General features: G+C 69.5%; 11 protein-coding genes and 2 pseudogenes. 7 read left to right on the top strand and 6 right to left on the bottom strand.

Translation table 11 applies throughout. The features are described 5' to 3' along the window. Window positions 1–16: 16 nt before the first annotated feature. Entirely contained in the window at window positions 17–739 is a 723-nt protein-coding gene (locus tag ABZ192_RS02560) for a hypothetical protein (protein WP_356922677.1), read from the top strand. Between the two features lie 152 nt (window positions 740–891). On the opposite strand, the pseudogene ABZ192_RS02555 reads toward ABZ192_RS02560, so the two are convergent. From ABZ192_RS02555 to ABZ192_RS02545, 3 genes and pseudogenes are all read right to left on the bottom strand, one after another. Continuing rightward, window positions 892–1,311 (bottom strand): annotated as a pseudogene (locus ABZ192_RS02555) (LysR substrate-binding domain-containing protein); the annotation flags it as partial. Between the two features lie 214 nt (window positions 1,312–1,525). Beyond that, on the bottom strand, window positions 1,526–4,180 hold the full coding sequence (locus ABZ192_RS02550) for a tetratricopeptide repeat protein (protein ID WP_356922676.1): 2,655 nt from the start codon (window positions 4,178–4,180) through the stop codon (window positions 1,526–1,528). 65 nt (window positions 4,181–4,245) lie between these two features. Then, complete coding sequence (locus ABZ192_RS02545; RefSeq protein ID WP_356922675.1) at window positions 4,246–4,629, bottom strand: hypothetical protein; 384 nt, start codon at window positions 4,627–4,629, stop codon at window positions 4,246–4,248. A 120-nt stretch (window positions 4,630–4,749) separates the two neighbouring features. Here ABZ192_RS02545 and ABZ192_RS02540 point away from each other — a divergent pair, with 120 nt between their 5' ends. Next, window positions 4,750–5,049: a DUF6247 family protein gene (locus ABZ192_RS02540; protein ID WP_356922674.1), complete on the top strand. Its 300-nt coding sequence runs from the start codon at window positions 4,750–4,752 to the stop codon at window positions 5,047–5,049. 684 nt (window positions 5,050–5,733) lie between these two features. Here ABZ192_RS02540 and ABZ192_RS02535 read toward each other — a convergent pair. Further along, a complete protein-coding gene (locus tag ABZ192_RS02535) occupies window positions 5,734–6,015 on the bottom strand; it encodes a hypothetical protein (RefSeq protein WP_356922673.1) in 282 nt (93 codons plus the stop codon). 120 nt (window positions 6,016–6,135) lie between these two features. Between ABZ192_RS02535 and ABZ192_RS02530 the strand changes: the two genes are divergently transcribed. The 3 genes and pseudogenes from ABZ192_RS02530 to ABZ192_RS02520 all read left to right on the top strand — a co-directional run bounded on the left by ABZ192_RS02530 (window position 6,136) and on the right by ABZ192_RS02520 (window position 8,102). Continuing rightward, window positions 6,136–6,486, top strand: coding sequence for a hypothetical protein (locus tag ABZ192_RS02530; RefSeq protein WP_356922969.1), 351 nt, complete (start codon window positions 6,136–6,138; stop codon window positions 6,484–6,486). Between the two features lie 128 nt (window positions 6,487–6,614). Beyond that, a pseudogene (locus tag ABZ192_RS02525) lies at window positions 6,615–6,731 on the top strand (DUF2510 domain-containing protein); the annotation flags it as partial. Between the two features lie 309 nt (window positions 6,732–7,040). Further along, the gene (locus ABZ192_RS02520) at window positions 7,041–8,102 is read left to right on the top strand and encodes a hypothetical protein (protein WP_356922951.1); all 1,062 of its coding nucleotides are present in this window, start codon (window positions 7,041–7,043) and stop codon (window positions 8,100–8,102) included. Window positions 8,103–8,264: 162 nt separating this feature from the next. Here ABZ192_RS02520 and ABZ192_RS02515 read toward each other — a convergent pair whose 3' ends face one another. Then, the gene (locus ABZ192_RS02515) at window positions 8,265–8,873 is read right to left on the bottom strand and encodes a TetR/AcrR family transcriptional regulator (protein WP_356922672.1); all 609 of its coding nucleotides are present in this window, start codon (window positions 8,871–8,873) and stop codon (window positions 8,265–8,267) included. Window positions 8,874–9,040: 167 nt separating this feature from the next. Here ABZ192_RS02515 and ABZ192_RS02510 point away from each other — a divergent pair, with 167 nt between their 5' ends. Next, window positions 9,041–9,856, top strand: a complete 816-nt coding sequence (locus ABZ192_RS02510) for a phosphatase PAP2 family protein (RefSeq protein WP_356922671.1) — start codon at window positions 9,041–9,043, stop codon at window positions 9,854–9,856. Further along, entirely contained in the window at window positions 9,853–10,800 is a 948-nt protein-coding gene (locus ABZ192_RS02505; protein ID WP_356922670.1) for a hypothetical protein, read from the top strand. Before ABZ192_RS02510 ends, ABZ192_RS02505 begins: the two co-directional genes overlap by 4 nt. On the opposite strand, the gene ABZ192_RS02500 is transcribed toward ABZ192_RS02505, so the two are convergent. Then, window positions 10,790–12,841, bottom strand: a complete 2,052-nt coding sequence (locus ABZ192_RS02500; protein WP_356922669.1) for a phosphocholine-specific phospholipase C — start codon at window positions 12,839–12,841, stop codon at window positions 10,790–10,792. The two genes, ABZ192_RS02505 and ABZ192_RS02500, sit on opposite strands and share 11 nt — an antisense overlap. Window positions 12,842–12,998 lie beyond the last annotated feature (157 nt).

Genomic DNA, 12,998 nt, shown 5'->3' with positions numbered 1-12,998 from the left:
CCATGGAGCCCCTGCCGTGATCGTCGCGACCTGCGGCGGTCCGTTCCGGTCGCCGAGGCGAGGTGTACGCATTTACTGCGGCTTCACCGTACTGACCACGTGCGAAAACCGCTGGAGGATCTCCGCCGACCAGTCGAAGACGGTCAGCACGCTGCGGCGCTTGGGCGGCGAGCCGGTTGACCGCGTCCAGCATCCGCGTCTTGCGGCGCAGGCCGAAGGCGTAAGCGGTCTTGAACAGCATCGCGTCGCGGAAGGCGGGCAGCCAGCCCTTGTGGACCCGGCCGCCGACCCGTTCGTCGGCGTGGTCGAAGAACGCCTGCAACTCCTGCCGGGTGAAGGCCTGTTTGCCGAGATCGGCCTCGGCTTCCTCCACGTGCACCGCCGTGTTCCACTCGTGCACGGTCTGAGTCGGGTGGGCTGCGAAACGCTCTTCGCAGGTCGCCGCCCATCCGTAGGCGGGGTCGGGATGAAGGAGCAGAAGGACCGGATCGATCCCTGGCAATTGCGGATCGTGGAACGGCGCAGGCGCCGCACCGACCGCAGGTCGCTCAGCCACTCGTCGACCATCCGCGGCGACCAGGCCCAGGGGAACGTGTCCGCGTGCTGGACGAAGGCGCGTACCACCATCTCCCGGCCCTCGATCGTGGAGAACGCCAGGTTCCGCGCGAGCTGCTGGTTGGACCAGCCGTCCAGCATCGCCGTGAACACCTGCTCGTCCGGCCGCAGCAGCGGCACCTGACCCGGGGCCATGATCGGATGCTGATCCGCCGGCGTAGCGAGGTCGTGTCGGACGTTCAGCAAGACCGCCGTCGTCATCACCGCGAAGTCCGCCGGGCGCAAGGTCTTGGGCCTCGCCACCACAGGCGTCCGTCTCGCTTGACCTCTTGCGCGTCAGTCCGGCAGCCAGTGCAGCTCGTGCGCCAGGGTTTTGGCGACGGCACGGATGCGGCGGTGCAGCGGCGCCTGCTCGCGTGGGAGGACCAGGTGGATCGTCAGGCTGGGCGCGCCCCGCAGCGGTCGCCAGGTGAGACCGGCCGGTTGTGCCGTGGCCGCGGCTTCTCCGGCCGGGGCGAGGGTGACCCCGTCGCGCAGGTCGCGCTGAGACATGTCGAAAGAGACTGCGGGCGTGTGGAATCGGGGGTGTGGTCGGGTGTCTCGGAACAGTGCGGACAGCTGATCGTGGATCACGGGGTTGGCCGCACGGTCCGGGAGTCGCAGCGGATACGCGGCCGCGTCGGCGATCTCGATCTCCGGGTGTTCGGCCAGCGGATGGTGCTGCGCCAGCTGGACCCCGATGCGCGCAGCGCTTGTGGGCCGTGCCGGTGCGCTCTTCCAGCTCCCAGTATGAGGGACGAAGCGCCCACCGGTGGACCTCTCGCAGCTTTTCGACGAGTTCCTCGGCGGACTCCGCCGTCAGCGGGTCCGGCATCCCGGTCGGGACGACATGCCGCTCCTGGATCTCGCCCGTACGCTTACGCGGCTGCATCTGCGCACGGGCCAGCTGACGAAATTCTCCGCAGATGCCTCAGTCACGGATCGGCGGCTGACAGGGACTCTCTACCGCTGATTGCCAGAGGGACAGTGCGTTACGACTGCGGACAGTGTCCGGGTGGTTGTGGCCCAGTAGCTGTGCCCGACGGGCCACCACCTGCTCCTGCAGGCTAATGGCCTCCCTGATCCGCCCTGCCTGGTGGTAGGACAGGGCAAGCTCGGCGCGGGCGGTCAGGGTGTCGGAGTGGTCGCTACCTAGCAATCGTACGTAATCGGCGACCACTTGCTCCTCAATCGCGATGGCCTCGCCGGTCTCCCCCGCTCGCCAGTAAGAGACGGCGAGATTAGCGCGGGCGGTCAGGGTGTCGGAATGGTCGCGGCCCAGGAGCCGCTCACGGTCGTCCACCACCCGCTTCTGCAAATCAATGGCCTCCGGGACCCGTCCCGCCTGCGAGTAGAAGACGGCAAGGTTGGAACGAGCGGTAATGGTGCTGGCATGATCACCGCCCAGCACTTGCACAGAGTCGGCGACCAACTGCTCAAGGGGGCCAACGGCTTCGTCGACCCGTCCCGCCTGCCAGTAAGAGGCAGCGAGGTTGGCGCGAGCATCCAGTGTGTCGGGGTGGTCGTGGCCCAGGAGCTGCTCGCAGTGGGCCAGCACCTGCTCTTCAAGCATGATGGCCTTGTCGGTCTGACCTGCCTCCTGGTAGGAGGCAGCGAGATTGTCACGGACCGCCTGGGTGTTGGGATGACCTTTCCCCAAGAGCCGCTCGCAGTCGACAAGTAGTTGCTCCGTCATCATGATGGCTTCTGTGGTCTGACCTGCCACTCGATAGGAGACGGCGAGGTTGTTGCGGGCGATAAGGGTGTCGGGGTGGTCATTGCCCAAAAGCCGCTCTGACTCGGCCACCACCTGCTCCTTCATCGTGATGGCTGCGGTGGTCTGACCTGCCGTCTGGTAAGAGGCGGCGAGGTTGGTGCGGGCGGTCAGGGTGTTGGGGTGGTCGTTGCCCAGGAGCTGCTCTCGGGCGGCCAGCACCTGCTCCATCAGGACCATGGCTTCGTCATTCCGCCCCGCCCGCCAGTAATCGACGGCAAGGTTGGACCTGGCGGTCAGTGTGTCGGGGTGGTCGTTACCCAAAAGCCGCTCGCAGTCGGCCACCAAAGCGCTCCAGTAGGCAACAGCCGCTCTGTGTAGGTGGGCGTTGAGGAGGCTAGTGCCGACACACCAAAGAACAGGATGAAAGTCAGGAGCCTGGAGAACCTCTCGTGCATAGGTACAGATCGCGTCGGCGTTGGCTCGGAGAACGCTGGCAAGCTCACGTTGTGTCTGGTCGCGGTTGGGCCATATAGCGACGAGGCCATCAGCTGCTGCGGTGATGACGGCTGTGCGATGCTCTTCCAAGGCAGCTTCGCGTACTGCTCGTGCGGTGAGGGCGTGTATGCGTACGGCACGAGACTCAACGGCGGAGCCGTAGTAAGTGATCAGTCCATATCGGTCGAGCAGCCGAAGTGCTGCGCGTGCTTCATCACCTGTGACTGGCGTGACCGCTCTCCCCGAGGAGAAAGCAAGACGGTGATCGGTGAGGTAAGCGGTCAAGGCAAGAGTGTTCCAAAGGGCCGCAGGGTGTCCAGCAGGATCGAGGACCGCCGAGACAAGGAGCGCAGCTCGGGCCAGAGGGCCGAGGGGATCCCGGTCAGTGGCATCAAGGGCGAGGAGAAGGGTGGTGGTGATTTGTCGGCCGTAGCGTTCCGTGTCTGCCCAGCGGGGCAAGAGTTCGTCCAGCCGGGCGGCTCGATCGGTGAACCGTTCGAGGTAGGGACGGCAGGTAATCTCTTCGCGGATCATGTAGACAGCGGCATGACCGAGTGCCAGTGGCAAGTATCCGAGGGCGCCGACGAGTGCCGAAACCTGGTCGTCGATCAGGTGTTCTTTGCCATCGTGAGCAAGGCGGGCCGTGAGGTAATCAGTGGCCTCAGCCTGGCTGTAGACGTCGACGTCAATTCGAGCGCGTCCCCCACCAGTCAGACGAGGATCCTTGAGCCGGGTGGTGGCCAGTGTCCAACCATTGGCACGCGGGCTGTCGGGCCACCAGCCGTCCATGCCTGCAGGGTCAGTGATGTCGTCTAAGACCACGAGCCAACGTCGATCTGTGCCACACAGCCAGGTCAGGAACGCTTGGGCATCAGAGAGCTGGTCCTGACCGGTGCTGGCAGGTGCCTGCACGCTCAACGCTGCTTGGGCGTAGGCGGTGATGACTTGCTGGACATCGCTCGCCGATGTCCACAGCACCAGATCGGTGCCATCCCTGATGGCGTCACGAGCAAAAGCCGCGGCCAATTGCGATTTGCCGACGCCACCGCCGCCCGACATCACTTGCGTGGGCACTTGCAGGCCCTTCGCATCTCCAGCAGCCAGCTCTGGCTCGGCAGAGCCACTGGCCAATACAACGGTGTCGCCACTCCCAAGGGCCCGAGCGATTTGGTCTCGCAGCCCCGTACGGGGCTGAAATGCCGACGCAAGAGTCGGCAGAGTGCCGATGACTACCGGCCACTCCACCTCACGATGGCGGATTGCCACGTGCAGATGCTCGACGTAGTTGGCCTGACTGTTGGGGGCCAACGCTGATCCAATGATGTCGCCGCCGGTTGCAACCCCGCCCTTCCCCGCGCTTACCTTGTGGGGCACCGAAGATTCTGTGGCTGGTCTAGAGGAGGCAGCGTTGTCACTGCGGTGCCGCCTGGCAAGCCATTTCACCGCTGGCTGTCCTCGCCCAGGGCGCTATCGGTGATGTCACCGCCGGCCGCGACTCCGTCGCGACCCGCGTGCACGTCATCTGTCCCCTCGCGGGCTGGGCCGGCGCTCGGTCGTGTGCGAAAGCCTGTCACCTTCGAGCGGTCTCCAAGCGCGGAGCCGGTGATGTTCCGGCCAGCCGCAACACCGCCGCGGCCCGCGCGGACCCTCCGGCCGCCACCGCCGCCACTGCTGCGGAACAAGGTGATCACCGAAACCAATAGCGCGGCCATTCCCACCACCGCTCCCGCCACACTTGAGGTCTGTCCTGCCGTGTCGAGATCCCTCAGCACGGCCAGCAAGACGAGGCCGAGCGTCACCAGTCCCGCCAGGACTGCCGTCACCCACACCCACACACGTGCCGCCCCCGCCAAAGCCACCGGCTCACCGATCCTTCAGTCATAGCCCACGCGGGCCTGGAGAAAACAGGACAGCGAAGCCCCGTCAGTTTGCCACTGACCGTAATGGCACAGCATCGGCCTGATCTACCGCTTCAGGTAGGAAGCCGTCCCACCTTCCTATTCATAGAGGTACCGGCCTTCGGACGGGACTGGGCCAAGGCCCTGGAGGGCTCGAGGCACAGCTACACCATCACGCCGCTCCACGACGTCGTGCGTACCCGGCAGGTGCGCCTCGCGGCGGCCCCGGCCGTCGACACACGCGGTGCGCTCGTCGGGGGGCTGGCCACAGTGGAACGCCGGCGACCCGGGAAGGCGAGGAAGTCCGCGCCGCTTCCATCGGGCAGCTGTCCGTCGTCTACGTGATCAACCGCCTCACCCGGCACCTGTCCGTCCTGGACATCATCTGGCTCGGACGGTGTCGCAGGGTCAGTGAGAGCATTGCGTGCAGGACGGGGGATGGCAGTGCTCGCGTGGTGCAGGCTGGCGATCCGGTGTTCTCCAGGAACGCGACCGAGTCTTCGCCGACCGGTTGTCCGTTGCGGCTCTGGGCGAGTGCGGCGAGCGGTCCGGTAGCCCAGTCCGAGGCCAGTGCGGACAGGGCGGCGCCGGTGATCGTAAAGAATGTTCAGCGCTCCAACGCGGTTCGCGCAGCCTCCCGCAGGGCGGGCACGGAGCATGTGGGGCCCGAGCTGGGCCACGCCATTGGTGGTGAGCTGCAGTCACACGCCGACCCGTGGCTGAGGCCCCTGGCGGCCGTGGAACCGCCGACGTGCAACCGTGCCTGATGCGACGTCCTGGATCACGTCTACCAGGTGCTGTGTGCCGCGCGGGAACGAGTAGCGGCAGAGCAAACCAGGTCCTCCATGGCGTCCCACTCGAGAGAGTCGCGAGCAACTCGCCGTCGTTTCCGGCCGATGCCCGCCACAGGCCACAGAGGACTCGCAGGCCATGAGGGCCCTTCATTTCTGCCCGTTGTCCGTTCCACGGACCGACGCTGAAGCAGCCTTCAGACAGTCTGCTGCCCACAAGGCAGTGCGGCGAGCGCTGCTAAGCGACCATCGAGTTGTAGAGCTCGGTCATCTCGGTCTCGAACGGGGGCGCGTCGAGTTCCTGGGCGGCCGGGATCACCCGTTCGCGAAGAAAGCGGTCGTGATGTTCCGCAGACTCCCAGACATCGACAACCTGCCAACCGCCTCCCTCCAGCGGTGCTGCATAGTGGGCGATCATCCCACTCGGCAGGTTGTCAGTGTCGGGAATGACCTGGTCGATGGTCGCCTGGTAGAGCTCCTGCGTCCAGTCAGGGCTGTGGTGATACGCAAGGATGGGCATCTGCCAGCCCTCCTTTCTTGCTGCGCGGTCTTTGCTCACGACGCTAGGTACAGGGGCTGAGGGCCGCGACCGCTGATACTCCAACCAGCGCGCTGCCGCAGCATGGTTACGGAGTCGCAGATGATCCGACCTGGCCACCTCATCGCCCACCAGACCGCACGCGTCCGCGGCACCGACCTCGACGGCGCCTGGACCGCGCGCTGGCAGAGGCGTTCACCCGCCCCATCCCCAAGAGCGCCCAGGCGGTGCCCGGAGCGCTGGCCGAGATGGTGGGACCAGCACCGCAGCACGGTGCTGACCAGTGGTGTCGCGGACGTCGGCGCGACCTTCCAGCAGGCGCTGATCGCCACCGTGCTGGCCAACCTGGGGTTCGCGGTGACGATCGTGCCGGCGGGGCTGCTCAGCGACCTGCTCGGGCGGCGGGCGGTGATGCTGACAGGGCCGTACGCGAGACCCTGGCGGCCGCCCTGACGCCGGGCCGGGACGGGCTGCGGCTGCCCCCGCCGGCCGGCCGGAGGCCGACGCGCCTGCTGCTGGACTGACGCGATCCGTTCGGCTCCTCTCATCCCACTTTCACCCACGCCTCATACGGTGGGGGCATGACGCAGGAGACTCCTCCCGGGTGGTACCCCGACCCCGGACAGAAAAGTGACGGGCCCGCCACCGAGCGCTGGTGGGACGGCAAGACCTGGACGGACCGCATCCGCCCGGCACGGCCGACCGCGACCTGGGGTCCCCCTACGCGCGATCCGGCCCCTGGCGAGGCTCCGTCGGGAGATCCGGCGCCTTCAGGTGATACGCCGCCCGCGGGGCAACAGGGTGGTGCCGCCGGGCAGCAGACCGGCGCCGGACAGCCGGAAGCGGGGCAGCCCGCCGATGCCGGGGCACCGGGAGCCCCCGGGAGTCCGGCCGGTGCCGGAGAGCCGACCGGCACAGGAACCCAGGGAGCCTCCGCATATCCAGCGAGTGCCGGACAGCCCGGAACGCCCGGGAATACGACCGGCGCGGGCGCCCCGGGGGCCTCGGTGGATCCGGGAAGTGCCGGACAACCAGGAGCCGCCGGGAATCCGGCCGGAGCCGGCGCCCCGGGAGCACCCGCATACCCGGGCAGCACCGAACAACCGGGAGCCACCGCGTATCCGGGCGGGGCCGGCGCCCCGGGAGCCTCCGCCTATCCGGGCGGTCCTGGGTATCCGCCCGGCACCGGGCACCCGGCTGCCCCCGGGTATCCCGCCTACCCCGCCGCGCCTCCGGCCGCAGGCCGAGGGCGAGGGCTGCGGATCGGGATAGCCGTGGCGGCAGCCGTCGTCGTGCTGGCCAGCATCGGTGTCGGCGTGTACGCGCTGACCGACAACGGCAGTTCGGGCGGCGGTTCCGCCAGCTCGCAGGGACCGGGCGGCCCGGGTGGGCCCGGGGGCCAGGGCGGGCCGTTCGGCGGACCGGGCGGGTCGGGGGGTTCCGGCGGCGACGGTGGGTCCGGGGGCTCCGGAGGTTCCGGCGGGGACGGCGGCTCCGGTGGGCAGAGTCCCTCGCCCAGGCAGTCCGAGCCGCCGAAGATCAGGAGCGGGTCGGTGACCGACGCGGTCAGCGGGATCAGCCTGCCGATCCCCGAGGGCTGGTACGGCCAGGAGGTCGCCGTCGGCGCGCAGGTGACGTCCGACGACGCCTACAAGTGCCCCGGCGACACGTCCTCGACGTGCACGAAGGGCGGAGCCTACTCGGCCCCGGCCCTGGCCCTCGGCACCAAGGGCAGCACCGCCGAGGAGATCGCCAAGGCGGACATCGCGGCGAACGCCGAGGAGTCCTACGGCGGCAAGTCCTACGGCGGGATCACCTCCCACGACGTGCTGGACTCCAAGGCCGTGACCGTGGCCGGGCAGAAGGGCTACCTGGTCCGCTGGAAGGCCGTCACGAGCAAGGGCGCCGACGGCATCGTGGAGTCGCTCGCGTTCCCCTCTCCCGTGAACGCCAAGCAGATGGTCGTGGTGCGCTTCGGCATCGACGCCGACCAGAAGGAGGCCGTCCTGGACGAGATCACCAAGGGCATCAAGGTGTCGACGGGCGGCGGCAACGGACAGACCGTCTGACCGGCACCGGCCCGGCCGGGCCGGGACACCGTCGGCCGGGTGGGGCGCCCCCGCCGCTCACAGGGGCACCCCGCCCGGCCGGGGGGTGCGCGCCGCCCCCGTCCCCACGGGTCGGCGCGATCCGGTCACCGTCCGGTCATCCCGTGGACGGCGGCCCGGGTCTCAGGTGAGGCCGAGGGTCGGCAGCACGGCCGCCTCCACGAACCGGACCAGGTAGTCGGGGTCCGCGTCCTCGCCCTCCAGCACGGGCCGGATGCGCAGGACGCCGAACATCTGCGCCGGGATGTACTCCAGCGCCGGGTGATCGGCGGGCACCTCACCCCGTTCGACCCCGCGCCGGATGATCTCCTTCAGCGCGGCGATCTCCGGTTCGACCAGCGCCTCGCGCAACGCGCGCTGCAACTCGGGATCCTGGGGCGCGGCATGGGCGAGCGCCTGGAGGAGCTTGGTGTCCCGGCCGGACAGCTCACCCGCCGCCCGGGCGGCCTCGCGCAGGTCGTCCGCGAGCGAGCCGGTGTCGATGCAGCGCGTCCGCCGGTGGGAGCGCAGCGCCGCCGCCACGAACTGGGGCTTGGTCTTCCACTGCCGGTACAGGGTGGACTTGCTGCACCGGGTGCTGGCCGCGATGCCCTCCATGGTGACGGAGTCGTATCCGCACTCGCGGAGCTGCTCCAGTACGGCGTCGTAGAACTCCTGCTCACGCTCCGGCGTGATCTTGGAGCGGCGCGAGGAACCGACCGGCTCGGGTCGGTCCGCAGCCTGCGACGTCATGGCCTGTGCTCCCGGCGTCCTCGGGCGGCCGGAAAATTCCCGGCCGGCGGTGTGTCGTTCATCTATCGATACGCCAGTGTACCGGTACGCGGCCGTATCGGTACACTGGCGTATCGGTACGCACTCGTACCGATAACAGCACCACCGTCACCGAAGGGGCCGGGGGAATGAATGCCCGCACCGAGCCTGCGCCGGCGCGGTCCGACGCGATAGCGCGACCGCCGCTCGTCCGGGAGCTCCTGCTCGTCGCAGGGCTCTTCCTCGTCTACAAGCTCGGCCGGCAGCTGGCCACGGGCCACACCGGCGAGGCCTTCCACAACGCGCACCGCGTGTGGGACCTCGAACGAGCGGTCCACCTGCCCGGCGAGGGGGCGGTGCAGTCCCTGCTGCTGCACGGCGACGGCCTGGTGCACCTTGCGAACACCTACTACGCGGCCGTCCACTTCCCGGCCACCGCCGCCTTCCTGATCTGGCTCTACCTGTGCCGCCCGGCCCACTACGTGTGGGCCCGCCGGGTGCTGGCCGCCGTCACCGCCGCCGCCCTGGTGCTGCACCTGCTGTTCCCGCTCGCCCCGCCGCGCATGCTGACCGCGACCGGCCTGGTGGACACGGCGCGGGTGTACGGCCCGTCGGTGTACGGCGCTCCCGCGACGGACTCCCTGTCGAACCAATTCGCGGCGATGCCGTCGCTGCACTTCGGCTGGGCGCTGATGGTGGCGGTCGGCCTGATCGTGGCGACACGCTCGCACTGGCGCTGGCTGTGGCTGCTCCATCCCCTGCTGACGCTGCTGGTGATCGTCGGCACGGCGAACCACTACTGGCTCGACGCGATCGTGGCGACGGCGCTGCTGGGTCTCGCGCTCGCAGCAGTTCACCTGCCGCACCGCACGGCGACGACGGCGGGCCGCGCGCAGGAAAGGCTCGTACCGGCCCAGGCTCTGGCCCCGGCCGAGGAGCAGGCACTCGCGGGGGCGGGCCGATGAGCGCCGTCCTCGTCGCCGTGGTCCTGTCCCTCGTCTCCGCCGTCGCCTACGCGGCCGCGGCGGTCGCCCAGGAGCGGCTCGCCTCCCGCTCGCCCGGCTCGGGCACGCTGCGGCTGCTCGCCCGTGGCGCCTGGTGGTGGTCGGTCGGTCTGAACGCGGCCGCCGCGCTGCTGCACGTCGTGGCGCTGAAGTACGGTCCGCTGACCGTGGTCCAGCCGCTCGGCGCCCTCACCCTGGTCGCGGCGGTGCCGATGGGGGCGCGGCTCGCGGGGCGGCGGGTGAGCGCCGTCGAGTGGCGGGGCACCGCGCTGACACTGCTCGGCCTGGCCGCGATCCTGGTCACGGCGTCCGGGCCGGCGCCCGACGACGTGCTGAGCGTGCCCGAGGCGCTGACGGTGGCGGGCGCGACCGCGGCCCTCATCGGAGTGCTGTCCCGGCCGGGCGCCCGCCCCGGGCTGCGGCACGCGGGTGCGTCCGGCGTGGCCTCCGGGGTCGCCTCGGCCCTCACGCAGACCGTGACGGTGGCCGCGACGGACCGGTCCGGTCCGCTGCTGAGCGTCCAGGTGGTCGGGGTGGCGCTGCTCGTGGCGGCGTTCGCGGCCGGCGGGCTGCTGCTGTCGCAGACGGCCTACCGGGGCGGTCTCGGCGGTCCGCTCGCGATGGTGACCCTGGCCAATCCGCTGGCCGCCGCGGTGATCGGCCTGTCGCTGCTGGGCGAACGCCTCCAGGGCGGCCCGGCGGGCATGCTGCTCGCGCTCGCCGGGGCCGGCCTGGCGTCCTGGGGCGTGGTGCTGCTCAGCCGGACGACGCCCGCGGCCGTCCCGGCGGACGACGACCATCCGGTGGCCGCCGTCCTGGCCCTGGAACCCGGTTCCGCTACGGCCGAACCGGCGTTGGTGCCCCGGCCGCACGATCCGGGGCACCTCACCGCGGCTACGCGGTGAGGAACGCCGGGTCGCTCACGCCCGGCTGCCCGTTCTCGACGTGTCCCGCGAACCGCCGCAGGAACGCCTTGTCGCCCTCGGCGGTGACGGTCAGGTCGTACCAGCGGCGGCCGGCGGCGAGGTCCACCGTTCGGCGCACCCTCGCGCCCGGGCGGACGGTGACCGTCGAGGGCCGGCCGCCGTACGCGTCGGAGAGCTTCAGCCGTGCCGTGCCGGAGCCCTTGTTGGTGAAGGTCAGCTCGATGTCGTCACCGGTGTGGCGTGCGGTGACCTCGCAGCCCGCCGTCCTGTTCGACCCATTGAAGACCCGCACGAAGCCGTTCGGGCCGTGCACGGTGAGGTCGTACGCGCCCGCCGAGTAAGCCGAGTTCCAGGTGTCGGAGAGCGTCTTGCCGGCCTCGGTCGTGTACATCCAGGGGCCGTCGGTGCGGTTGCCCGAGGTGACGTGGAAGGCGGCGCCGGCCTTCGGCCCGGAGGCGAAGGCGAGGGTGAGCTTCCCGGCCGCCGCGTCGACCGAGGCGTCCACGTGCGGCGCGTACTTCAGCGGCCGGGCGCGGCGCAGGCCGCGTTCCTGCCGGGGCATGCGCGGGTCGGCGGGCGGGGTGGGCTTGTAGTCGGGGTGGCGTTCGCGGTCCTGCGGCTCGTACGCGTCCGTGCCCGGCAGCGGGGCGGGCCGCGCGTCCTTGCGGGAGAAGTCGAACGCGGAGGTCAGGTCACCGCAGATCGCCCGCCGCCAGGGCGAGATGTTGCTCTCGCGCACCCCGAAGCGGCGCTCCAGGAACCGCAGGATCGAGGTGTGATCGAACGTCTCCGAGCAGACGTATCCGCCCTTGCTCCACGGGGAGACGACGAGCATCGGCACCCGGGGTCCGAGACCGTAGGGGCCGGCCGTGTTCTTGCCGTCGCCCGGGAAGAGGTCGAGGGAGACGTCGACGGTGGACTTGCCGCGGGAGGCGTCCTTCGGCGGCAGGGGCGGTACGACGTGGTCGAAGAAGCCGTCGTTCTCGTCGTAGGTGATGAACAGGGCGGTCTTCGACCAGACCTCCGGGTCGGCGGTGAGGGCGTCCAGGACCTGGGCGATGTACCAGGCCCCGTAGTTCGACGGCCAGTTGGAGTGCTCACTGAAGGCCTCAGGGGCGGCGATCCAGGAGATCTGCGGCAGCTTGCCGGCCTTGACGTCGGCCTTCAGCTGGTCGAAGTAGCCGTCGCCGGCCTTGGCGTCAGTGCCGGTGCGGGCCTTGTCGTACCAGGGGTCGCCGGGCTGGGCGTTGCGGTACTTGTTGAAGTACAGCAGCGAGTTGTCACCGTAGTTGCCGCGGTAGGCGTCCTGGATCCAGCCCCAGGAACCCTTCGCGTCGAGGCCGTCGCCGATGTCCTGGTAGACCTTCCAGGAGATACCCGCCTGCTCCAGGCGCTCGGGGTAGGTCGTCCAGCCGTAGCCGAGTTCGTCGTTGCCGAGGACCGGGCCGCCGCCGGTGCCGTCGTTGCCCGTGTAGCCGGACCACATGTAGTAGCGGTTCGGGTCGGTGGAGCCGATGAACGAGCAGTGGTAGGCGTCACAGACGGTGAAGGCGTCGGCGAGGGCGTAGTGGAAGGGGATGTCCTCGCGGGTCAGGTACGCCATGGTCGTGGTGCCCTTGGCGGGCACCCACCGGTCGTACTTGCCGCCGTTGTAGGCCTGGTGGCCGTCGGGCCAGGAGTGCGGCAGGCCTTCCAGGAACTGCATGCCGAGGTCGTCGGCGTCCGGGTGGAACGGCAGGATCTCCTTGCCGTCCTTCTCCTGATGCCAGACCGGTTTGCCGTTGTCGAGGGTGACCGGGCGCGGGTCGCCGAAGCCGCGGACGCCTCTCAGGGTGCCGAAGTAGTGGTCGAAGGAACGGTTCTCCTGCATCAGGACGACGATGTGCTCGACGTCCTCGATCGACCCGGTGCGGTGGTTGGCCGGGAGCGCGGCGGCGCGCTGGATGCTGGCGGACAACGCGCTGAAGGCCGTGGTGGCACCCGCGAGTTGAAGAAAGCGGCGCCGGTTGACTTCGGACATGAAGGACAGACCTCTCATCCAGAGGTACGGGATGGCCGGAACGTGACGGAATCTGCGCGGAAGGAGTGTTTCAGGGACACCAAACGTCAAGGAAGGGGCCGGTGACAGTGGTGTGAAAGTCGCCGGTACGTGAGGTGTGCCGGGACGTTGGCAGGGG

The sequence above is a fragment of the Streptomyces sp. NPDC006235 genome (assembly GCF_040613735.1).
In the GTDB taxonomy this organism is placed as follows: Bacteria; Actinomycetota; Actinomycetes; order Streptomycetales; family Streptomycetaceae; genus Streptomyces.
Note: the sequence above shows the minus strand (reverse complement) of the source record. Positions and strands in the feature narration are given on the sequence as shown.

What these genes read in the sequence shown, in the direction of transcription:
- ABZ192_RS02515 (WP_356922672.1), bottom strand. Translation starts at nt 8,873, where the DNA reads ATGACGTCGCAGGCTGCGGACCGACCCGAGCCGGTCGGTTCCTCGCGC.
- ABZ192_RS02535 (WP_356922673.1), bottom strand. Translation starts at nt 6,015, where the DNA reads ATGCCCATCCTTGCGTATCACCACAGCCCTGACTGGACGCAGGAGCTC.
- ABZ192_RS02510 (WP_356922671.1), top strand. Translation starts at nt 9,041, where the DNA reads ATGAATGCCCGCACCGAGCCTGCGCCGGCGCGGTCCGACGCGATAGCG.
- ABZ192_RS02500 (WP_356922669.1), bottom strand. Translation starts at nt 12,841, where the DNA reads ATGTCCGAAGTCAACCGGCGCCGCTTTCTTCAACTCGCGGGTGCCACC.
- ABZ192_RS02505 (WP_356922670.1), top strand. Translation starts at nt 9,853, where the DNA reads ATGAGCGCCGTCCTCGTCGCCGTGGTCCTGTCCCTCGTCTCCGCCGTC.
- ABZ192_RS02530 (WP_356922969.1), top strand. Translation starts at nt 6,136, where the DNA reads ATGATCCGACCTGGCCACCTCATCGCCCACCAGACCGCACGCGTCCGC.
- ABZ192_RS02540 (WP_356922674.1), top strand. Translation starts at nt 4,750, where the DNA reads ATGGCACAGCATCGGCCTGATCTACCGCTTCAGGTAGGAAGCCGTCCC.